Source organism: Paenibacillus sp. W4I10, assembly GCF_030816325.1.
In the GTDB taxonomy this organism is placed as follows: Bacteria; Bacillota; Bacilli; order Paenibacillales; family Paenibacillaceae; genus Paenibacillus; species Paenibacillus amylolyticus_B.
In genome coordinates this window covers 560,111-582,323 of record NZ_JAUSXX010000001.1, presented here as the reverse complement: position 1 = coordinate 582,323, position 22,213 = coordinate 560,111, and the positions used below count along the sequence as shown (strand labels likewise).

The window sequence follows — 22,213 nt, the reverse complement described above, 5'->3', positions numbered from 1 at the left end:
GTTCATGGTATTAACCTTTGACACCACCTGCAGTTACTCCTTCTATAATTTTCTCCTGGAGTATAGCGTAGATCACAAGTACAGGTACAACACTGTATACAATACCTGCCGACATCTGGGCATAGTTCATCTGATATTGATCCCGAAACTGGACCATGCCCACTGGCAGCGTGCGCAATTTATCGGTGGATAAGAAATAGTTGGCGAGTAAAAATTCGTTCCAGTTGCCGAGGAAATTAACGATAAAAACGGTAACAATAGCCGGAACCGTAAGAGGTATCACTATTTTAGCAAAGATACCCGGGGCCCTCAAGCCGTCCATAACCGCCGCTTCCTCAATTTCTCCAGGCAGAGATCGCATAAAAGCCGCCAGTATAATAATGGTAAAGGGGATCGCATTCGCCACATAGGGCACAATCAATGCCAGATGTGTATCCAATATGCCCATTTTGCGTACAAGCAGATAGATCGGCAGCATGAGTGCATTGTTGGGAATAAGCATGCCCGCCAGAATCAGGCTGTACAGAAACAGACTCCATTTTCGGTGTCTCATTCGGGTTACGGCAAAAGCAAACATGGCACCGAGTGCAATTGTGCACGCCGAAGACAGAATCGAAATGTACAGGCTGTTCCAGAAATACGTGCCAATCTTTGCATTCACCCATGCCTCCACATAATTGTTAAACTCCCATGTTGTCGGCAGACCGAATGGATTCAAGGCGATCTCATTGTTATCCTGCTTGAAGGACGAGAAAATCACAAATAAAAAGGGAAACAAAATCGCGATTAAATACAACATTAACAACACATGAGGTATACTGCTTTTTATGCTTTTCGCCATCAATATTCCACCTTCTCGCCCCGCCTCGCTACCAGCAGTTGATACACCGCAGTAAGCACAAGCGTCAGAGCAAAGATCAGCACTGCAATGGTATTGCCATAACCATATTTGAAGTTGGTAATCGCATATTTGATCATGTATGTCGCCAGAACCTCGGTGGACCCTGCGGGCCCACCTTTGGTCATGACAATCACGATATCAGCTGCTTTCATGGCTCCTGCAGTGGACAACATGATCACCACTGAAATGATCGGCCGGATCAGCGGCAACGTAATTCGCATTGCACGTTGTACCGCCGTTGCCCCATCGATTGCAGCCGCTTCATCCAAATCACGGGGAATCGCCAGAATGGCCGCCAGCACCATGACAATGTAAAATCCCGTCCACTGCCAGGCGTTGGTCACCAAAATGGACAACATGGCAAATCGGTTATCCGATAACCAGTAGATGGGCTCGATGCCCAGCACATGAAGTATTTTGTTTAACAGTCCAATATTGGGTTCATAGATGAACCCCCACAAGATACCGATAACGGCTGTCGACATGATGGATGGTAAGAAAACAGCCGTTTTATACAGACCTTTCAGCCTTTTCACATTGGCAATCAGAAGCGAAAACAGGACGATTAGGGGTACCTGAATCAGTACCGAAAATCCGATGAAAAAGCCGTTATTCCTTGTGGAAATCCAAAAACGTTCATCGGTCAGCGCCTTCACATAGTTGGATAAACCCACAAAACGTGGCTCAGCCGATACCCCATTCCAACTCGTCAGACTGTAATACAGGGAGCTGCCAATAGGATATAGGAAGAACATCACAAACAGGATTAGGGCTGGCATTACAAACAACGTATAGATTAACGGGCTGCGGAGTGAAGTATTCATGGTCAGCCTCCTTCAGTCACTTCAACGATCGCAGTTTCAGCTTGGATTGATTTATTCCACTGAAGCGTTTGCTTCTTCCTGTACCTTTTGCAGCTCTTCTGCCATTTTCTCTGGCGTGGTCTGCCCACCAATCAACTTCTGGATTTGCAGATTGCTGATCTCTGTCGTCACATCCGCCTGAACGAGTGCATCAAATGCCGGGAACGACGTCTTGGACGCATTAAGAACGGCCACAATTTCTTTCATCAGATCATCGGTAATGCTATCGGTTAACACTTTCTCATCCAGCTTCATGGCAGGCAACACACCATCTTCCACAAGGCCGCGAACCTGCATATCTTCATTGTAGAAATTTTTGATAAAAGCTTTCACTGCTTCCAGCTTCTGCGGGTCATCCGCCACTGCTGCAGAGAATCCGTATCCATTGTTCACATCACGCATCAAAGACGTCTGATCACCTGCTCCGTTCTCTACCGGAGGCATATTGAAGAATCCAACCTTGCCAATGAGCGATTCACCGCTCTGACCTTCCTTGAATACAGATGATTTCCATGTTCCGTCATACATTAATACCGCTTCTCCACTTGTAAATTGCGTGGTGTATTCGGCATACTCGAAGCCCAGCTCACCTTTTTTGAAATAACCCTTATCAACCCATTCCTTATGTTTGGCAAAACCTTGCACAACACCCGGATCGGTCCACTTCGCTTCACCTGTTGCAAACTTTGCGGTAATCTCCGGCCCGGCATATCGGGACCACAGATGGTTGGTTAACATAAGCGGTACCCAGCCCGCCTTGGATGCGGAAGCAAGCGGCACTTTGCCATCAGCCTTGATCTCGGCCAGTATATTGTCCAGTTCAGCCATGGTAGTTGGGGCTTTCCATCCTTTTTGTTCAAAGTACTCTTTATTATAGAAAAAACCTTCGCCTGAACCGCCAATTGGCAGTCCATAGACTTTGCCTTCATACGTAAACGGTTCAAGGGATGTAAACTGGTCTTGAATGCCCAGCTCTTGCAGGATTGGGGTCAGATCAAGCAACATACCTTCCTTGGCATAAACTTTGGAATCCGGGCTACCGAACAGTTCGAATATATCCGGCGGGGTTGCCTGCCGCCATCTCCCCGCGAAGCTTCTCCTTGCGATTCACATCGGATTCGACACCATCCAGCGTAAAGGTCAGATTGGGTATCTCACCCTCCACTTTGTCCACAACATCCTGCAGAATGGCCAATCTTTTTTGTTTGTCAGCCCCCACCTGCGTGTGGCGAAGAAGCATCTCAACCGGTTCCTTACTTGTCTCCTCCACAGGTGTATTGCCTGCGCCCTGCTGTGGCTCGTTACTTGAGCCTGCACATCCCGCCAAAGTCCATGAAGTGATAAGCAATAATGAAAGCAGCAATGTCATTCTTTTTTTCATCTGGTTGACCCTCCTCAAGATATTGAGCATTTGGCTTTACACTCTGATTATAAAAAGCCGGAGCTTACATCGTAAGGATGACAATTCATCAATGGAGGGATAAAATCCTTTACTGGACAAAAAACAGCCCCTGCGAAGTGTATTCGCAAGGACTGCTTGGCTCTTAGTTTCTACGTTATATATAAATGTTGATCACTTACCGGAACAAGCCGCGCCAGCCGTTTCCTGGCGACCTTGTTCGATCAGGCGATACGCCCGCTCCACTTCTTCTTCACTTGGCGAAGGAACACCATCCAGTGGATATACTTTGCCGAGCGCCTCCCATTTATAGATCCCCATCTGATGGTATGGAAGAATTTCGAATTTCTCGACGCCATTTAATGTTCCAATAAATCGTCCGAGGTTAAGCAGATCCTCTTCCTCGTTATGAATGCCAGGAACATACACGTGACGTATCCACATTTTCCGACCTTGCTCCGATAACCACTTGGCCGTTTTCAACGTTCTCTCGTTGGATTTACCTGTCAACTTGATATGTTTCTCATCATCAATATGTTTGAGGTCCAGCAGAACCAGGTCTGTATGATCCAACAGATCGTGAATCCGTTCCGGTTCGTTAAATCCGTTGCTGTCCAGTGTCGTATGCAATCCCCAGCGCCGCTTCACTTCCTTGAAGATTTCGGCTACAAAGTGGGCCTGTAACGTTGGTTCTCCGCCAGATATCGTGAGTCCGCCTCCCGAGCTGCGGTAGTAGGAAAGATACGGCTCAATTTCAGCCAGTACCTCCTCAAGCGTCATTTCTTTTCCACCATCCAGCGCCCATGTATCAGGATTGTGGCAATATTGACATTTGAGTAGACATCCTTGCATAAAAAGCACAAAGCGGATGCCTGGGCCGTCAACCGTCCCGAAAGTTTCGAGTGAATGAATATGTCCTTTAACCATGCTGCCTCTTCCTTTCTGTATCCGCATCCGCTGTGCGTTTAATATGTTTGGAATGCCTTGCTCTAGCAGTCCTCTACTTGCAAATTATTTACATCGAGCCATGGAACGTACGGTTGATGACATCCAACTGTTGTTCACGAGTCAGTTTAATGAAGTTAACGGCATATCCGGATACCCGTACAGTCAGTTGCGGATAGTTTTCCGGGTGATCCATCGCATCAATCAATTGCTGACGATCAAATACGTTAACGTTCAGGTGATGAGCGTTTTGACCGAAGTACCCATCCATCATCGCAGTCAGATTGGATTTACGTGTAGTCTCCTCTTTACCCAATGCTTTTGGCACGATGGAGAAGGTATTGGAAATACCATCAAGACTGTGTTCATAAGGCAATTTGGCTACAGAGCCAAGGGATGCCAGTGCACCTTTTTTATCACGACCATGCATTGGGTTCGCGCCTGGAGCAAATGGTTCACCTGCTTTACGACCATCCGGTGTTGTCCCTGTTTTCTTACCATATACCACGTTGGAAGTGATCGTTAGAACGGATTGTGTTGGAACTGCGTTACGGTAAGCTTTGTGCTTGCGAATCATGCCCATGAAGTTCTCGACCAGTTCAACAGCAATGCTGTCTACGCTGTCTTCATTGTTACCGTAACAAGGAAAGTCTCCTTCGATTTCAAAATCAACAGCGATGCCTTGTTCGTTACGAATTGGTTTTACTTTGGCATATTTGATTGCACTCAGTGAATCTGCTGTAACCGAGAGACCGGCTATACCACAAGCCATCGTACGTACAATGTCACGGTCATGTAATGCCATTTCGATACGCTCATAGCTGTATTTATCGTGCATGTAGTGAATGACGTTGAGGGTGTTCATATACAGTTTCGCCAGCCACTCCATCATTGGTTTGAAGCGTTTCATAACCTCATTGTAATCCAGCACTTCGCTAGTGATGGCAGGATACTCAGGTCCAACTTGTGCTCCGGATTTCTCGTCACGACCACCGTTGATCGCATACAGGAGAGCTTTTGCCAGGTTGGCACGAGCGCCGAAAAATTGCATTTGTTTCCCGATCTTCATCGCCGACACACAGCATGCAATACCGTAATCGTCACCGTAGATTGGACGCATCAGATCATCATTTTCATACTGGATTGAGCTGGTTTCGATAGATACTTTGCTGCAATAATCTTTGAAAGCTTCTGGAAGTTTCGTTGACCAGAGAACAGTCAAGTTCGGTTCTGGTGCAGGACCCAGGTTGTGCAGTGTATGCAGGAAACGGAAGCTGTTTTTGGTTACACGTGTTTCACCATTCACAGACATACCACCGATGGACTCGGTCACCCATGTTGGATCTCCACTGAACAGTTCGTTGTAATCCGGTGTGCGCAAGAATTTGACAATCCGCAGTTTCATTACGAAATGGTCCACCAATTCCTGAGCCTGTTCTTCGGACAGAATGCCTTCTTGCAGGTCACGTTCAATGTAGATATCCAGGAAAGAAGATACACGACCCAGTGACATCGCAGCACCGTTTTGTTCTTTGATCGCAGCGAGATAACCGAAGTACAACCATTGGAATGCTTCTTTTGCTGTAGTCGCTGGCAAGGAAATATCGAACCCGTGCATTTCGCCCAATTGTTTCAATTCTTGCAATGCACGAATCTGTTCAGACAATTCTTCCCGCAGTCGAATGACATCTTCATCAATAACATCAACTTCGAGTGCGTTCAATTCACCTTTTTTGTTACGAATCAGGAAGTCTACCCCGTACAAAGCTACACGACGATAGTCACCGATGATCCGGCCACGGCCGTAAGCATCTGGCAGACCTGTAATAATCCCTGCTTTACGCGCTGCACGCATATCGGAAGTATAAGCATCGAATACACCCTGGTTATGTGTTTTGCGAATGTTTGTAAATATATCAATGACGCCTTGAGGCAATTCGAAGCCATATGCTTCACATGCATCAATCATCATCCGGATTCCGCCTGTTGGTTGAATGGAACGTCTGAATGGAGCATCGGTCTGAACGCCGACAATCTGCTCTTTGGATTGATCCAGATAACCTGGTTGGTGAGAAACAATAGTCGCTGGTGTGTTCACATCAACGTCAAGGACACCGCCGTTATCCCGTTCTTTTTTGGTCAGATCAGATACGATCTCCCACAATTCTTTGGTATTCTGGGTTGCACCTGCTAGGAATGCTTCATCACCGTAATACGGAGACAAGTTGTGTGCCAGAAAATCATTCACATCTACGGATTTGGTCCATGTTCCTTTGGTAAAGTTTCTCCAGCCTGTTTGTTGTTTGACATCTTTTTCAATCACCGACATCTTAATCCCTCCACTAATTTGGATTTCTGGACACATAACATCTTGTTTCATTCGTAGCATTGTGTGCCCAGAGCCGCGATTAATGTGAATTGTTTCACATAAACCGGAACATGTTCTCTCTACTTGGGAACCGGAACCGCGGGATGAATGTTTTTCTTACATTTTCAGTATACGACTTGAGGCTTTCATCATCTGTGATTTTTGTCACAAAGTCAGTGAACTAACTCACTCCACCTGCGCTGTGTCCCATTGAACCCTGTAAATTCACACTTAGCCACTGCGCGGGCAGAACAACTTCCGATCGCTGTTATCCCCGGATTTTTTCAATTTTATTTTTCAAAGGGGAAAATCCGGGGATAAAGGCGAACGCTCCGCTTCTTCAGTTTTTTCTGCCCTCTTCGTTATTGTGTGAACATCTGGGTCAAACGACCTCATCACGGATTCCGTGTAATCTCTTTAGGACCATTGCTCCGTTAAACTCGGAGCAAACAAGGACTTAGGACCATTTCCTGAAAAACAGGTGCTTCGCTCTTCTGTTTTTCTGCCCTCTTCGTTATTGTGTGAACATCTGACTCAAACAGCCACCTCACGAATTCCATTACTACCTCTTTAGAACCCTTTTGCTCCTCTATGCTCGGAGCAAATCAAATCTTAGAATAAAACCTGAAAAACAGGTGCTTCGCTCTTCTGTTTTTCTGCCCTCTCGTTATTGTGTGAAAGATGGCAATCGGGGCTCCCCTCTCGGGGAACCCTGATCTTCTTGCCGTAAGTCACGCTTCGTTCTAGATTTGTTATTCAAACTTTCCGTAGAAAGCGTTGCGGTATACATCAGCCAGTTCAGTTACCAACGGCAACTTCGGATTGGCAGTTGTACATTGGTCTTCGAAGGCACGGTCAGCCAGATAATCTACATGTGCTTCAAAGTCTTTGGCATCAAATCCGATTTCCTGGAACGATTCTTCAATGCCCAATGTTTTGTTCAGTTTGCGAATGGCATTGATAAGACTGGTTACGCCTTCTTCTGTTGTACGTGCAGGCAATCCCAGAATCCGGGCAATTTCGGCATACCGCTCATCCGCTACAAAGTGTGAATATTTCGGGAACGATGCAAATTTGGTCGGTTTTTTCGCGTTGTAACGAATGACGTGTGGCATCAGGATCGCATTGGTGCGTCCGTGTGCGGTGTGGTACTGACCGCCCCATTTATGCGCCAAGCTGTGGTTAATGCCCAGGAATGCGTTGGCAAACGCCATACCGGCAATGGTGGAAGCATTATGCATTTTCTCACGTGCCAGTTTATCTCCTTGCAGCGCAGATTGCTCCAGGTATTGGAATACCAGCTGGATTGCTTTGATCGCAAGTCCATCCGTGTAATCATTGGCCATAACAGATACATAAGCTTCAATCGCATGCGTCAGTACGTCCATACCTGTATCGGCAACGGCTGTTCTAGGCAGGGAGTATACGAACTCCGGATCAACAATCGCTACGTCTGGTGTCAGCTCATAGTCGGCCAATGGATATTTGGTGTTACCTTGATTTTTATCTGTGATAACCGCGAACGATGTCACTTCAGAACCTGTACCGGATGTGGTTGGAATCGCTACAAATTTCGCTTTTACGCCGAGACGTGGATATTTGTAGATCCGTTTGCGGATATCCATGAATTTTTGTTTCAGATCGTTGAAGTCCGTGTCCGGATATTCATAGAACAACCACATAGCTTTCGCAGCATCCATCGGTGATCCACCGCCGAGTGCGATAATGCAGTCTGGTTGAAAGCGTCGCATCATTTCGGTTCCGCGATCTACTGTTGTTGTGGATGGATCTGGCTCAACATCGGAGAATACTTCGATTGCTACTGGCATTTGGCGTTGACGCAGATAGTGTTCTACCTTTTCAACATATCCAAGCTTAACCATCATTGCATCCGTAATAATGGCCACACGTGTGATGTCAGGCATTTTGGCAAGATACTGTGTTGCCCCTTTTTCGAAGTAGACTTTGTTCGGCACTTTGAACCATTGCATATTCACGGTACGACGAGCCACCCTTTTCACATTGATTAAGTTCACAGCGGTTACGTTGGAAGAAGTCGAGTTACGTCCGTATGATCCGCATCCCAGTGTCAATGACGGCATGTTTGTGTTGTAGATATCCCCGATGGCACCGTGTGTGGATGGTGAGTTCACAATAATCCGTCCAGTTTGCAGACGATCTGCGAATTTGCCAATCACTTCTTCATTTGTGGAGTGGATAACCGAGGAGTGACCCATGCCGCCAAAAGCAACCACTTCTGCTGCACGCTCAATGCCCTCTGCTGCCGTTTTAACTTTGTAACAAGCGAGTACCGGACTTAATTTTTCAGCCGACAATGGGAATTTCGTACCTACTCCTTCAATCTCTGCCACGAGAATTTTGGTGCCTGCTGGAACTTCAATTCCGCACAACTTCGCAATGCTCACCGCAGATTGACCAACAATCGCCGGGTTCACCGCACATTTCTCGGCATTAATTGCACCTGCGGTCAATTTTGCTGCTTCATCTTTGTTAACAAAGTAACAGCCATTTGCAATCATTTTTTTCTTCACTTGATCAAAGATCGGTTCTTCAATGATTACCGCTTGTTCAGAAGCACAGATCATGCCGTTATCGAAAGACTTGGATAGGATCAAATCCGTCACTGCCTGATTGATATCTGCGCTTTTCTCGATAAAGCAAGGTACGTTACCCGGTCCTACGCCCAGTGCAGGTTTACCACAGCTGTACGCTGCACGTACCATGCCTGATCCGCCTGTTGCCAGAATGAGAGCCACATCATTGTGATTCATCAGTTCGTTTGTACGATCCATGGAAGGATCATCAATCCATTGAATACAATCTGCTGGTGCACCATGTTTCACAGCCGCTTCCAGCAGGATTTTAGCAGCTTCCCGGCTACAATTCTGTGCAGATGGGTGGAAACCAAAGATGATCGGGTTACGCGTCTTGATGGAAATCAATGCTTTAAACATCGTCGTTGATGTTGGGTTCGTGACCGGTGTAATCCCCATAATAATGCCGACCGGCTCCGCAATTTTCTGGAAGCTCTCATACTCGTTATCTTCAATCACACCTACGGTTTTGTCATACTTGATGCTGTGGTACACATATTCTGTTGCAAATATATTTTTGGTGATTTTATCCTCATACACTCCGCGGCCCGTTTCTTCTACGGCCATCTTGGCGAGCATCATGTGTTTATCCAGACCCGCAAGCGCCATCGCTTGCACAATCCGGTCAATCTGCTTCTGGTCCATCTTCATGAATGCGGCGTGTGCTTTATTCGCTTTGTCGATTAACGTTTGAATATACTGACCTGCTGTCGGTTCTTTTGCTGGGGCGACTTCGTTCTTTACAGCCATCTCCCTCATCCTCCTAAAGGTTCGTATTAGTTTGTCTCTCTCGTTTACATTCACATCGTAACATGACAATAAACTTAATTATGTGATTTTTTTCACAAAGTATAACAAATTTAATTTAAGTTTTGTAGTGTCCTTCATACGACCATTTTCACTTCCTATTTAAAATATAGGGCTGTAGAATTCATCCTCTCCATTAAAAGTGAATTTTATCACAATGTTTGAAATTTCGTCATTTTTGCCCCCTTTCCTTCCCCCTCAAACGGTAAGATTAGGTATATACTGAACTTAAAAATTGAACCACCGCAATTTGTACCGTCCTTCCTCCCGGCCGAGATGACCCTGATCAGGACGGCAACGGTTTGCGGCGAACCTCGGAGGCTACTGCTTACTACAGAAGGTCGTCCGATGGACATAAAGGGGAGATAGACTTATGACAGAACTAACAACTGTACTGGAAAAGCGCGGTAATACTAACTGTTTCTCGGAAGCGAATTTCAACCATTTGCTGGTTACCATGAAAGATAGAACCTATCCGGAAGGTACACATCTGTACTGGGAAGGCGACATCTCTGACAAACTTTATTATATGAAACGGGGTCGTGCCCAGATCACCAAATCCACGGATGAAGGCAAGGAACTGATCATGTACATGTATCAATCCGGTGATATGATTGGGCAGGCTGATCCCTTTTTCGGCTCTAAACACAGCTTCTCAGCGGAAGTGCTGGAGGATAGTGAGATCGGTGTACTGGAGCATAAAGACCTGGAGATGTTAATCTGCCAGCATTGTGACTTTGCGATCGACTTTATGAAATGGATGGGCATCCACCACCGTTTGACACAGACCAAGTTCCGGGATCTCATGTTATATGGCAAACCAGGTGCACTCTGCTCCACCCTTATTCGGTTGTCGAATTCGTATGGTGAGCCTCATGGAGAGCATGTCATTATACACAAAAAAATTACCCACACGGACCTATCCAATATGATTGGAGCCACTCGTGAAAGTGTAAACCGCATGTTAAGCGACCTGCGTAAGAAAGATGGGATTGAATATGACAATGGCATGATTGTTATCAAAGATCTGAAGATGCTGCAAGGGATCTGTCACTGTGAGCTTTGCCCGAACGAGATCTGTCGTATTTAACATTTGGCTATGCTAATCGGATATTACTTATATATTTAATGAAAAAAAGCCCAGTTCTCTAAAAAGAGATTGGGCTTCTTGGTATACTTAGGATGCATTGGTCAATTCAAGCTTTACCGCATCACGTGGATTCAATTTCATGTCCAGACCATTTTCCATTAATTCTTTGTCATTTACCATAATGACCCATCGCTCATTCATACGAGGCGTAACATTCTCGACCGAAACGACAAATTTGTTATTCTCCGACATTCTTACAATGCCGCTGGACTTCAACACATCGCGAACTGTGCACTCTTGAACGTAGACGCCGGCATATTGACGATTAAGGGTTGGCATAATGTTTCCACCGCTAACCTTGAGTAACGTTGTCTGATATGCAACGCCATCCCCCCCACTGTCAGCGGCTTTCACGTAAATGATCACTTCATCTTTGGCATGAAGTTCCATGTCCCAATCTTCCTGCTCAATATCCTTGCCATTCAATTTGACAGCCCAGCTAAGCGAAGAATCCAGAGAAACTTCACCGACGGATTGAATCCGTTTGCCATCTGCCGTAAAATCGACCAGTCCGCTATTGAGTAATGCTTTTTTGAGTGTCAAACCCTCACTAAAATCTCGCTTAATGGACTTTGTTGCATCAGGCAAAAACGTACTGCCATCTACAGCCACTGTGATTGTATTCGCTGTTTCTGTCTCTTTGACAATTGGCTGCTCAGAAGGCTGTGTCTCACTACAACCAGCCAAGATCGCCAGTAGGAGCAAACATACACCTATGTAACCGGGGATTTTCTTCATCATGTAGGTAACACCACCCTGCGTAAAATCATTCACCCTGTTGTCCATAACCTCTATTATGGCACAACCCTCGGCAAAAAAAAGTGTCAAAGCCGTTACTTTTATAGGGTACCGCCTCCAAATAAGGCTTGTACAAGAAAGAGAGCCTGCACACAGGCTCTCCAATCTAAAGCATTTTTATGTTCTCATTGGTTACGTTATCACTGGACACTAGCCTGCATATATGTCCGTCCTCCATCGCCATCTTTCAGATATGGATTAAGCCCGAAAAACTGCTCCTCAGATACGTATACACCTGTCAGCAATCGCCCTTCAAGCAATCCACCGTCCACCTGCACGCAGCATGAAGGTGCGTCTACATACTCCTGATACAACGGAATCTGCCCATATTGTTGATGTACCTTGAACACCTTCCCTTGCTCATGCAAAGGTCGTTCCGAAAAATAGGTAGGCACAATATAACGGGCAATGACATCCAGTTCCTGCACGCTGTAAAAGGGTTCATCACCAAGCCATGGTGCAAACATTCGAATCTTCTCATATTGTGACCAAACAACCGCCTGAATCAGCATTTCTGCCTGAACCAGCCGACCTTCTCCCACATCCAGAACCAACCGCTTACCATGGATGGTTTCTTCCATCTGAGAAGTCGTTGAATCAGGTTGTCCCAGCTCACATCCGATACACTTCCAGCCCCTGGACGTTTGAATCCATTTTTGCAGCACCGCCGGAGCTAATCTCGGACCATCGCTGTTCACAGAATGCGTATTCACTTCGGCAAGATCATCCTTAATTGAACGGGAATATGCTGTGCGCTTGAACAACTCCGCAGCTTTTTTATAAATTAGATGGACCTGAATGGATGCGCTCTCAAGTTCTGCAATATCTTCTTTGCCGTAGCGTACTTCACGGGATAAGCTTTCTTCTCTCATGACAAGTGGGCCTCCTTCGCTCCGGCCGTCTGTGGCCATTTTCTATAGATTATACTACAACTCATGACAACATGTGCATAGCCCAGGAGAAAAACGCCGATCCACCTAATACTTAAGACAAAAACCCCTGATTTCCACGGAAATCAGGAGTCTATGTCATTCATGTAACAAAAGTGGGTGATGCTTATACGTTAGTCAACCCACTGCTCAGCCCAGTCTTGAATTTGATTCATGACGGGCTGGAGCGCTCTACCTTTCTCCGTCAGTTCATATTCAATACGAACTGGCGTCTCGGGATAGACGTGACGAACCAGAATACCTTCACTCTCCAGATCTTTCATCCGTTCGGATAACATCTTATCACTCATGGATGGAATCAGATTGGAGATATCCTTGAATCGCTTCGAACCACTCATCAACGTTTGAATAATTAAACCATTCCAGCGCTTGCCCAAAAAAGAAAACGCCGTCTCAAAACGCGGACACATCCGCAAGTCTTGACCTTCCACATTAATCACCTCTTTAGAGATCACTCAAACCAACTTACATTTTGTTAGTATATTTCATAATAACATATTTAAGCTTCAAAGAAAACGCCTGCAACTAAAAAGTTTAAATTTTAGAAGCATAACATCCAAAATGGATCATACATCCCAGTATACATTACACGCTACGTCGTAACCATGGGAAATATCGTATAACTTCCCCATAGTACTATCTTACCCAAAAAGAACCCAACTGCCACAGTCATCAATGACTCGGAGAAGGGTTCTTTTTGAATAAAACTTATATAATTTCCATTTCACGATTGAGTTAGTGAATTAGACCAGCACGCCACCAAATGGTCTTACAGGTTCGCTCTTGCCAAATTCCGGCTTAAAACTGCGGGCAGGATATGCCCATTTCACTGCGTTGCTGATTACTCTTAATATTTCCGGCTTGTAATAGGTCGGATACGTCTCATGACCTGGTCGGAAATAAAAGATTTTACCTTCACCACGCCGGAACGTACATCCGCTCCGGAATACTTCCCCACCTTGGAAGTTGCTTACAAACACCAGTTCATCCGGTACTGGAATATCGAAGAATTCACCGTACATCTCTTCTTTTTCCAATACAATCTTGCCTTCGATGCCATCCGCAATCGGATGAGATGGGTTAACACACCATACAATTTCCTGCTCGTCAGCTACACGCCACTTCAGATCGCAGCTGGTTCCCATCAGTGCTTTGAATGGTTTGGAGAAATGACCTGAATGGAGCACAATCATCCCCATCCCGTTCAGCACTCGCTGCGCGACCTTCTGTGAGATCTCATCGCTTACGCGATCATGTGCCATATGTCCCCACCATATGAGCACATCTGTGGAATTCAGCACTTCATCACTTAATCCGTGTTCAGGCTGATCCAGTGTAGCTGTACGAATAGCAAAGCCTTCGCCGCCAAGTCCGTCAGCCAGTGCTCGATGCAGACCATCCGGGTAGACTTCCCTTACTTCATCGTGAATTTTCTCATGGACAAATTCATTCCAAATGGTGACGTTGATCATATTCAATTTCCCCCTAGTGTAGCTCTAAACCCACCACATATCGCCCAGCGGTTCTTCGATTAATACTTGCTGGAGATTTTGCACAGCTTTAGAGAATCCTTCTTCAACCGACATGAGACCGTCTTCGTGCTCAATACTTACTACATAATCATATCCGACCAGACGCAAGGCACTCATAATGTCTGCCCATGTCTTGTTATCATGTCCATAACCAACCGAGCGGAACTGCCAAGCCCGATCCAGCATATTGGTATAGTCCTGCATATCCGTTACACCGTGTTTGTTCACGTTTACCGGATCAATTGTTGTATCTTTTGCATGGAAGTGATGGATGGCTCCTTCACGTCCCAAGATGTGAATTGCCTGAACCGGATCAATACCTTGCCACCACATGTGACTTGGGTCAAGATTGGCTCCGATCACTTCACCGGCTGCTTCACGGAGTCTAAGCAATGTTGCTGGAGTATGAACGGAGAATCCACCGTGCAGCTCCAATCCAACTTTTACTTTACGATCTGCTGCAAATTTACCCCACTCTGTCCAGTAAGGGATAACTTTGTTCTCCCACTGCCACTTCAGGATCTCCTGGAAGTCATTTGGCCATGGTGCAACAGGCCAGTTCGGATATTTGGCATCCTCATGGTCTCCCGGACAACCGGAGAAAGTATTCACTACAGGTACTTCCAGCTTCTCAGCAAGTTCTACCGTTTTAACAAAATCATCGTGAAATCCTTTGGCAATATCCTTTTGTGGATGTAGCGGGTTACCGTGACAGCTAAGTGCACTGATCGTCAAACCACGTGATTCCACTGCATTTTTGAAGTTTTTCAATGCTGTAGGATTGCTTAACAACTCATCTGGCTTACAATGTGCATTGCCTGGATGTCCGCCTGTTCCGATCTCTACTGCTTTTAATCCCTTGGATGCTACATAATCAAGAGCATCCTCCAATTTACGTCCTCCGAATAGTACCAAAAATACGCCGAGTTTCAAGTGCGATTCCTCCCTGGATTAGATATCGTATGATTGCTGAATTCATGAATATTGAACTACAATTACCGTTCAGATCACATGCCTGTTTGATTAGTGTGGAAAATCGAGAGTGTTTCTATCCTGAAATTGAACGTAAGAATACTGGTTATTCTGCTTCACTCGTAAGAGCACAAGCTTCGAACACTTTTTACTCAGACTAGTGGGATTCCACGGTTTCAATTTCAGTTTGAACTGTGCGAGTTACTGCAAAAGAATCATAGCTGCTTTCCAGATGTATATGCTTGCCTTCAAGTGAAGAACGCTGGAATGAATGCATGGCTTCCAGTACGTGATAAGCAAGCTTGCCACTGGCTTTGTGTTCCCGTCCGGCACGAATGGATTCGACCATTTCGGTTACGCCGATGCCTCGTTCGTTTTGTCCACTTTCGAAGACTGGTTTGACCGTCTCCCAAGTGTCTTGACCGTATCTGCGAACCTTCACTTCCCCGTTAAAATAATTGGGGTCCGGTACACTAAGCGTACCTTCTGTACCATAGATTTCAATACGTGGCAGATCCGAAGCTCCGCGAATATCGAAACTGGTGATCATGGTTGCAATGGCACCTTCTGCAAAATCAATGGTTCCTGCCAAGTGGGTAGGCGTCTCTACTTGCAGTGCTGTACCTTCCTTCGGCCCAGAGCCAATCTTGCGATCTGCAATCTGTATGCCTGCCGAGGCACTGATTCTGCGTATCGGTCCAAGCAGCGTAATCAGAGCGGTCAGGTAGTAAGGTCCCATATCAAACATGGGTCCGCCGCCTGCAACATAAAAGAACTCCGGATTAGGATGCCAAGCTTCTGGTCCTCCACCCATAAAGAATGAAGTCGCTGCAACCGGCTTACCAATCAGCCCATCCTCAATGGCTTTACGAGCTGTCTGTACCCCTGAACCAAGGAAGGTGTCCGGTGCAGAACCAACATACAAACCCTTTTCCTCAGCCAACTCAACAACCTTGCGACCATCCTCAAGAGAAATTGCCAGCGGCTTCTCGGCATACACATGTTTGCCTGCTTCGAGTGCAGCCAGATCGGTCATCGCGTGACTGCCAGGAACCGTAAGGTTCAACACAAGTTCAATTTCGTTATTTTGCAGCAACTCATCTACATTGTAAACGTTTGCGATATTAAATTCATCTGCCCGTTCCTGAGCGCGTTCACGAATCAAATCCGCAACAGCCACGACTTCAATGATCGGGTTGTTTTTGAGATTTTCCAAGTAGATGGCGCTGATGTTACCACACCCGATGATGCCTGCTTTCATTTTCTCCACTGTGACGTTCATCTCCTTACGCATGGTGAAAATCTGCGTTTGAATGGTTGAGATACATATGTTTTGTTGGATGTTTCCTGTTCCTTAAATCTAATACTATGGTATTCCGTTTCAGCTTCAATTAAAATGAATAATATGATTGAAACATGAACTATCTGGTCATAATTTTCAAATTGCAAGGAGTATGCCCATGCCGACAGATCAAACCTGCCAAGTTCTTACAGCAGGCTTTTCATTTCATCGTAAACCCTACGCTATGGTGCAGCCTGAAGGGGTGAAGAACTACCTGTTAAGACTGCAAACAGACGGACGTTGCCGTGCACGCATAGACGGGGACATGTCCCTGGTGGATGCGGGCGATCTGCTTCTTTTTGATCCTGACGAGCCCTATGAGCTGAGAATAGACAATGAAACCAATCCGATGGGAGAACGACTGGTAGAGAGTGGCGACTATCACATCTTCTTTAATGGTTCCTGGGTGGATGAGTGGTGGAAACGTCACAAACGGCCGATCCGAATCAAAGTCGAACTGACGGAAAGCCTCTTGGTCCTGTTTCGACAGCTCGTACTGGAGCAGCGCCGCATCTCCAATCCTTATCCGGAGATTTCAAGTTATTATATGCGAATTTTATGTCTCGAAGTGGATCGTCTGCTCGCGGAGCATCCAACGATAACCAACACCAATTATGTGGCTTATGAGATCAAGAATTACATTGAAGAAAACGCTTCCTCTTTATTCAAGCTGGATGATGTGGCAACACATATTGGCATCAGTGTCTCACGGGGTGTACATCTCTTCAAAGAAGCGTTTGGCAAAAGCATCATGCAATACACGCTTGACGTACGGCTGAATATGGCCAGGGAACGGATTATTTTCAGTCCAATGACCCTGGAGCAAGTGTCTGAGTCTTCCGGCTTTAACAACTATACCTATTTTCATCGGGTATTCCGTTCCCGGTTCGGCATGTCGCCGAAGGAATTCCGCGTCATTCACCGGGAACAGATGTAATCATACCAGTATACGTAAGTTGAACTTATTTGCGCGCGGCTATGGCCTCGGATACAACCATCGCCAGATCTTCATTGCCAAACATGGACAACACGCCAAGTACAGTATCATCCGGGATCTCACCGGCTTCCTCCTTGGATACAATCAGCTTCTGCACCTGCTGCAAACGCTCGTTGCTCTGCTGATTCGGGTAGGCTTGCCGGTACATCTCTTCCGGGTCCAAACCATTATTGACACACCACTGTGCAAATACGAGGATCATCATCTCTTCTTCCTGTTTATAGGTTTCTATAACAGCTTCCTCGATCTGTTTATTACGTTCCTTTTCATATTCATCCATGACTTGTATTCCTCCGTATGTGTATTCTGCAATTATTTGCGAATCAATTGTTCAGCCAGTTCATGACTGTCCATGACATGACTTGCACTGATCAGGCAATCATCAGGTGAGTCCAGACAAGCCAGGAAATTGTCAACTGCTCCGCTAAAACCTCTGCGTGTTAACACGGTGTCCCAGCTCCCGAACGTTTCTTTGGTTTCCAGACTCCCCTGTTCCATGTAGCTGATCGTCTCCATGTTTACCACTTCAACAGATCGTCCACCACCATGCAATTCGATCTTCTCCAGATCTGCCCCAGCTTCACGCACCATATCGAATCGACCGTAGGCTGTTCTGCCCAGCTTGGCCGTTCCGGTTGCATGCAGCAGTCTGTCCAGATCATTCTTCCGAATCCATTGATGAAGTAACTCCACATTATGATCCGAGTACCACAACATCAGGTCCAGGATATGGATGAGATCATCATAGATGGTTTCTGCCGCAGGACGATCCTGAATGCCTGTACGATGTTTGGTCACTGTCAAGGATTCAAAGCCTTTTCCACCCTGCATCCATTCTTTGGCTTTTTGGTACATCGGTGCGAATCTGCGGTTGAAGCCCACTGCCAGCAACAGCCCTTGTGCCTCGGCAAAAGCAGTCATCTCTTCCGACTCCCGAATCGTATAGGATAACGGCTTGTCTACGTACACGGCTAATCCCTGTTCCAGACATTGCATGACAATATCAAAGTGTGCTTCCGTTGCTGTATGTACAAACACCGCATCCAGATCCCAGGACAACAGTTCTTTCAGATCCGTTGTTCCCCGTTCTAATCTATACGCCTTTTGAACGGCTTTGACCGGCTCCGGAGATCGGTTCATAATGCCTACAATCTCCACGTTCGGATGAGCTGTTAACAGCGGCAAATATACTTTACGTGCAATATCGCCGAGGCCGATAATTGCAACTCGTTTACGTTGGGTTGTTTCCATGATGATCATTCCACCTTCAGTTTGGTTCTATATTTCCACGTCCTATAGTGTAACCCTTCAGACAGCAACTTGCCAGTGATTGCAGCAGACTTCGCACGAATTGTTCAGACAATGGGCGAACGTGGTAAACTTAGGAGGAACAGCAGTACAGATCGGGACACGACCAGACCTGCCTGATCTGAAAGGAGCGTTTGGGATTTTGCGAAAATGGTTATGGCTTCTGTTATATGTTTTACTTGCAGGAGTCACGTTTATTTACAGATATGAACTGCTGGCCTGGACCGATCTTCATCAGTCCATTCCGCTGTTACTCGCCATGGCAACATTGTTTGCTCTTGTGCCTGTCATTCCTTATAAGTTTGTTATTATCGCCTTTGGTTACAGTTACGGTACCACCACGGCAGCCTGGATATGCTGGCTTGGCACCACACTTGCAGCCATGCTCGTTTATGGCGGAGCAAGAACCATCTTCAGACATCAGGCGAGATCGTACCTCGAACGCATTCGGGGTCTTAACCGTTTTACCACATGGATGGAAGCACATCCGTTCATGGGTGTCATGTCGATGCGACTGTTGCCGATCGTGCCTCAGATGGCCGTTAATATTTACGCAGGTATAACGTACACGCCATTCTGGGTCTTCATGGTTGCCACGGCCATTGGCAAATTGCCAGCGATTTTTGTTTTTGCCTATGCAGGTGCACAGGCTGAAACGTCCATCTGGCTGAGCCTGGCCATCCTTGCCGGATATCTGGTGCTCATGGCCATTGTATTGCTCTTATTTCGCTTTCGGTCACGCAACAAAGCCTGAATTCAGAATTCGCAAACCGTTCAGATTCAGCTTGTTTTCATTCCGGCTTGGTTGGCTTGCCAATTCAGGATATAATAGAAGAGCAAGCCTAATGCTTGTGTAACAAGTTTTAATAAAACGGTAGATTGCTGGAGCTCGAACACGAGCGCTAAATCTTCATCAGAAATGGAGTGACTATAGCATGGAACAACATTCAAGTGAGTTAGCAACTTTTGCAGGCGGATGCTTCTGGTGTATGGTGTCCCCCTTTGAAGAACTGCCCGGTATTCATAAGATCGTATCGGGTTATACAGGAGGACATACCGAGAATCCAACATATGAAGAGGTCTGCTCGGAGACAACAGGACATGTAGAGGCTGTACAAATTACGTTTGACCCTGCCATCTTCCCTTATAAGAAACTGGTTGAACTGTTCTGGCAGCAGATTGATCCTACGGATACAGGCGGGCAATTCCATGACCGTGGATCCTCCTATCAGACGGCCATCTTCTATCACAGCGAAGAACAGCGCCAGATTGCGGAAGCTTCCAAAGCGGAGCTGGGACAAAGCGGACGTTTTGACAAACCAATCTTCACTCCCATTTTGCCAGCCAAACCGTTCTATGAAGCGGAAGAACATCATCAAAATTATCACCGGAAGAACCCTGCCCATTACAAACGCTACAGCAAAGGTTCTGGACGTGTAGATTTCATCGAACGTAACTGGTCCGGTAATGTGGACAAAGACGGGCTGAAAGAGCGTCTGACGCCGCTTCAATATGAAGTTACGCAGAACAGCGCAACCGAGCCTGCATTCCATAACGAATTCTGGGATCACCACGGTGATGGTATCTATGTGGACATCGTATCTGGCGAGCCATTGTTCAGTTCTACCGACAAATACGATTCCGGCTGCGGCTGGCCGAGCTTCACACGTCCATTGCGTGACCACAACGTGAAGGAAAAAACCGATCTCAGCCACTTCATGATTCGTACGGAAGTGAGAAGTCGTGAGGGTGATTCCCATCTGGGTCACCTGTTCAACGATGGTCCTGCCGAAGCAGGTGGAATGCGTTATTGCATCAACTCTGCGGCACTTCGTTTTGTACCCAAAGAAGACTTGCAAAAAGAAGGATACGGTGAGTACGCCCGTCCTTTTCCAATAAGTTATAATACAAATACAAAAAGAGCAGTGGGATGATCCCGCTGCTTTTTTGTTGTACGTTTTTGTTTTTAATAGACGAACTATTGTTACACGAGAATGCATTGATTTAGGTTTGGCTCGAAGAAATTTCCGAATTCAATTGGCTGGCAGAAGCCGTCTGATCATTATGAAATTGAATTCGCATCGCTGGAACAATACCCATGATCATCACGGTAACCGAGATTGCGTAGACGATAAAAATGGATGTGCTGTTCATCAGTACACCTGCCATGGAAGATCCAAGAAGCATGCTTCCTATGAATAAAGGTGTGATGGTGCCATTCACTCTCCCGATCAAGTGCTCATCAATACGGGTGACCAAGTACGTGGAGATGATGACGTTGATGAATGCCAAACTGATTGAGCTTAAGAAGCTGATCAAAAGGGTCAGCCAGAACCAACTGGATAACACTTCCCCCATCGTGGCTACAGCCAGACACAGCACACCTACGATTAGAGTTAAAGTCTGATTCAACTTGCTACTTACAGCAGCCGCAATCCCTCCTCCAATCAATAAACCTATTCCAGATGCACCTGACAAAAACTGTAACGACGTTGCTTCAAGTCCCAGACGTTCGGTGATCAGAAATATTCCAAGTGGGCTGATGAGACCCGCAGAAAGCCCTATACAGATGAATACCAGACTAAGCATTTTTAACGAGCGAGATCGAGCAACATATTGCCAGCCCTCTTTGATATCCGCTAATAATGAGGTATTTGTTTCCCGCTGAGTGGCGTCTTTAGGCAGAAATGTGAGTAGAAGCGCAGAGGTGAGGAATAGAATGAGTAATGCGTACATGGATGCCTGAATTCCCATTGCAGTGTATATAAACGTTCCGACGATTGGTCCGAGAATTAAAAACAACGATTGACCACTCTGTGTAATAGCAATTGCAGATTGCAAATGTTCTCCCTTTACATTTCGCCTCACAATCTTTAGAGAGGATGGTTGCGAAAACTGGCTAACGATAGAGGATACAAACGTGGCTACGTATAGAATCTGCCAATACCCGGAAGATAAAACGCCAATAATCATGACAATAGACAACGCACTCAGAATATCTCCCAGTATCATTGTACGTTTGGGATTCCAGCGATCAGCAAGTGCACCGCCAATGATGGAGAAAACAAAAATCGGGGCATATTCAAGTACGGTAATCAGCGAGACGGCTATTGGACTCCCCTGAGTTCGATCCATTACATAATAGAGGATCGCCATATTTCGGATCCATATCGCCAGATTTTGCAGCAGATCAGACCCTGTAACGATTAAAAAAGCTTTGTTTCTGAACAATGTGTTCATTCTCCATCTCCTTTTTTAAAACCGAC

At 46.0% G+C, this 22,213-nt stretch carries 18 protein-coding genes and 1 pseudogene; 4 read left to right on the top strand and 15 right to left on the bottom strand.

Annotation, left to right across the window (positions count from 1 at the left end; translation table 11 throughout):
* Positions 1–10: 10 nt before the first annotated feature.
* From QF049_RS02560 to adhE, 6 genes and pseudogenes are all read right to left on the bottom strand, one after another.
* On the bottom strand, positions 11–841 hold the full coding sequence (locus tag QF049_RS02560) for a carbohydrate ABC transporter permease (RefSeq protein ID WP_307534622.1): 831 nt from the start codon (positions 839–841) through the stop codon (positions 11–13).
* Entirely contained in the window at positions 841–1,725 is an 885-nt protein-coding gene (locus tag QF049_RS02555) for a carbohydrate ABC transporter permease (protein ID WP_307534620.1), read from the bottom strand. The genes QF049_RS02560 and QF049_RS02555 overlap by 1 nt, the downstream gene beginning before the upstream one ends.
* 51 nt (positions 1,726–1,776) lie before the next feature.
* Positions 1,777–3,145, bottom strand: a pseudogene (locus QF049_RS02550) (ABC transporter substrate-binding protein).
* A 192-nt stretch (positions 3,146–3,337) separates the two neighbouring features.
* On the bottom strand, positions 3,338–4,090 hold the full coding sequence (gene pflA, locus QF049_RS02545) for a pyruvate formate-lyase-activating protein (RefSeq protein WP_124116141.1): 753 nt from the start codon (positions 4,088–4,090) through the stop codon (positions 3,338–3,340).
* A gap of 88 nt (positions 4,091–4,178) precedes the next feature.
* Positions 4,179–6,437 (bottom strand): formate C-acetyltransferase, encoded by a 2,259-nt coding sequence (gene pflB / locus QF049_RS02540; protein WP_124116140.1) that lies wholly within the window; start codon positions 6,435–6,437, stop codon positions 4,179–4,181.
* Positions 6,438–7,228: 791 nt separating this feature from the next.
* Complete coding sequence (gene adhE / locus QF049_RS02535) at positions 7,229–9,841, bottom strand: bifunctional acetaldehyde-CoA/alcohol dehydrogenase (RefSeq protein ID WP_074095716.1); 2,613 nt, start codon at positions 9,839–9,841, stop codon at positions 7,229–7,231.
* A 430-nt stretch (positions 9,842–10,271) separates the two neighbouring features.
* Between adhE and QF049_RS02530 the strand changes: the two genes are divergently transcribed.
* Entirely contained in the window at positions 10,272–10,988 is a 717-nt protein-coding gene (locus tag QF049_RS02530; protein ID WP_307534615.1) for a Crp/Fnr family transcriptional regulator, read from the top strand.
* 87 nt (positions 10,989–11,075) lie between these two features.
* Here the strand turns inward: QF049_RS02530 and QF049_RS02525 are convergent, their stop codons facing one another.
* The 6 genes from QF049_RS02525 to QF049_RS02500 all read right to left on the bottom strand — a co-directional run bounded on the left by QF049_RS02525 (position 11,076) and on the right by QF049_RS02500 (position 16,570).
* Positions 11,076–11,789: a hypothetical protein gene (locus QF049_RS02525; RefSeq protein WP_017687552.1), complete on the bottom strand. Its 714-nt coding sequence runs from the start codon at positions 11,787–11,789 to the stop codon at positions 11,076–11,078.
* A 197-nt stretch (positions 11,790–11,986) separates the two neighbouring features.
* Positions 11,987–12,718, bottom strand: coding sequence for a hypothetical protein (locus QF049_RS02520; protein ID WP_105599559.1), 732 nt, complete (start codon positions 12,716–12,718; stop codon positions 11,987–11,989).
* Between the two features lie 191 nt (positions 12,719–12,909).
* On the bottom strand, positions 12,910–13,206 hold the full coding sequence (locus QF049_RS02515) for a winged helix-turn-helix transcriptional regulator (RefSeq protein WP_167483707.1): 297 nt from the start codon (positions 13,204–13,206) through the stop codon (positions 12,910–12,912).
* 333 nt (positions 13,207–13,539) lie between these two features.
* Complete coding sequence (locus tag QF049_RS02510) at positions 13,540–14,268, bottom strand: ThuA domain-containing protein (RefSeq protein ID WP_017687549.1); 729 nt, start codon at positions 14,266–14,268, stop codon at positions 13,540–13,542.
* Between the two features lie 24 nt (positions 14,269–14,292).
* A complete protein-coding gene (locus QF049_RS02505; protein ID WP_307534611.1) occupies positions 14,293–15,261 on the bottom strand; it encodes a sugar phosphate isomerase/epimerase family protein in 969 nt (322 codons plus the stop codon).
* Positions 15,262–15,457: 196 nt separating this feature from the next.
* Positions 15,458–16,570 (bottom strand): Gfo/Idh/MocA family protein, encoded by a 1,113-nt coding sequence (locus QF049_RS02500; protein WP_307534609.1) that lies wholly within the window; start codon positions 16,568–16,570, stop codon positions 15,458–15,460.
* Positions 16,571–16,760: 190 nt separating this feature from the next.
* On the opposite strand from QF049_RS02500, the gene QF049_RS02495 reads away from it, so the two are divergent.
* Positions 16,761–17,579, top strand: a complete 819-nt coding sequence (locus QF049_RS02495) for an AraC family transcriptional regulator (protein WP_307534607.1) — start codon at positions 16,761–16,763, stop codon at positions 17,577–17,579.
* A 25-nt stretch (positions 17,580–17,604) separates the two neighbouring features.
* On the opposite strand, the gene QF049_RS02490 is transcribed toward QF049_RS02495, so the two are convergent.
* Together QF049_RS02490 and QF049_RS02485 are read right to left on the bottom strand one after the other, a co-directional pair.
* Entirely contained in the window at positions 17,605–17,919 is a 315-nt protein-coding gene (locus QF049_RS02490) for a hypothetical protein (RefSeq protein ID WP_091028755.1), read from the bottom strand.
* A gap of 32 nt (positions 17,920–17,951) precedes the next feature.
* Positions 17,952–18,890, bottom strand: coding sequence for a Gfo/Idh/MocA family protein (locus QF049_RS02485; protein ID WP_307534605.1), 939 nt, complete (start codon positions 18,888–18,890; stop codon positions 17,952–17,954).
* A gap of 121 nt (positions 18,891–19,011) precedes the next feature.
* On the opposite strand from QF049_RS02485, the gene QF049_RS02480 reads away from it, so the two are divergent.
* Both QF049_RS02480 and msrA read left to right on the top strand, forming a co-directional pair.
* The gene (locus QF049_RS02480; protein WP_307534602.1) at positions 19,012–19,701 is read left to right on the top strand and encodes a TVP38/TMEM64 family protein; all 690 of its coding nucleotides are present in this window, start codon (positions 19,012–19,014) and stop codon (positions 19,699–19,701) included.
* Positions 19,702–19,882: 181 nt separating this feature from the next.
* Positions 19,883–20,881: a peptide-methionine (S)-S-oxide reductase MsrA gene (gene msrA / locus QF049_RS02475; RefSeq protein WP_307534600.1), complete on the top strand. Its 999-nt coding sequence runs from the start codon at positions 19,883–19,885 to the stop codon at positions 20,879–20,881.
* A gap of 70 nt (positions 20,882–20,951) precedes the next feature.
* Here msrA and QF049_RS02470 read toward each other — a convergent pair whose 3' ends face one another.
* Entirely contained in the window at positions 20,952–22,187 is a 1,236-nt protein-coding gene (locus tag QF049_RS02470; protein ID WP_307534598.1) for an MFS transporter, read from the bottom strand.
* Positions 22,188–22,213 lie beyond the last annotated feature (26 nt).

Excerpts from the sequence above, each read along its gene's own strand:
- pflB (WP_124116140.1), bottom strand. The coding sequence starts at position 6,437 with ATGTCGGTGATTGAAAAAGATGTCAAACAACAAACAGGCTGGAGAAAC.
- QF049_RS02490 (WP_091028755.1), bottom strand. The coding sequence starts at position 17,919 with ATGGATGAATATGAAAAGGAACGTAATAAACAGATCGAGGAAGCTGTT.
- QF049_RS02520 (WP_105599559.1), bottom strand. The coding sequence starts at position 12,718 with ATGAGAGAAGAAAGCTTATCCCGTGAAGTACGCTACGGCAAAGAAGAT.
- QF049_RS02530 (WP_307534615.1), top strand. The coding sequence starts at position 10,272 with ATGACAGAACTAACAACTGTACTGGAAAAGCGCGGTAATACTAACTGT.
- pflA (WP_124116141.1), bottom strand. The coding sequence starts at position 4,090 with ATGGTTAAAGGACATATTCATTCACTCGAAACTTTCGGGACGGTTGAC.
- QF049_RS02470 (WP_307534598.1), bottom strand. The coding sequence starts at position 22,187 with ATGAACACATTGTTCAGAAACAAAGCTTTTTTAATCGTTACAGGGTCT.
- QF049_RS02485 (WP_307534605.1), bottom strand. The coding sequence starts at position 18,890 with ATGGAAACAACCCAACGTAAACGAGTTGCAATTATCGGCCTCGGCGAT.
- adhE (WP_074095716.1), bottom strand. The coding sequence starts at position 9,841 with ATGGCTGTAAAGAACGAAGTCGCCCCAGCAAAAGAACCGACAGCAGGT.
- QF049_RS02525 (WP_017687552.1), bottom strand. The coding sequence starts at position 11,789 with ATGATGAAGAAAATCCCCGGTTACATAGGTGTATGTTTGCTCCTACTG.
- QF049_RS02510 (WP_017687549.1), bottom strand. The coding sequence starts at position 14,268 with ATGATCAACGTCACCATTTGGAATGAATTTGTCCATGAGAAAATTCAC.
- QF049_RS02560 (WP_307534622.1), bottom strand. The coding sequence starts at position 841 with ATGGCGAAAAGCATAAAAAGCAGTATACCTCATGTGTTGTTAATGTTG.
- QF049_RS02515 (WP_167483707.1), bottom strand. The coding sequence starts at position 13,206 with ATGTGTCCGCGTTTTGAGACGGCGTTTTCTTTTTTGGGCAAGCGCTGG.
- msrA (WP_307534600.1), top strand. The coding sequence starts at position 19,883 with ATGGAACAACATTCAAGTGAGTTAGCAACTTTTGCAGGCGGATGCTTC.
- QF049_RS02555 (WP_307534620.1), bottom strand. The coding sequence starts at position 1,725 with ATGAATACTTCACTCCGCAGCCCGTTAATCTATACGTTGTTTGTAATG.
- QF049_RS02495 (WP_307534607.1), top strand. The coding sequence starts at position 16,761 with ATGCCGACAGATCAAACCTGCCAAGTTCTTACAGCAGGCTTTTCATTT.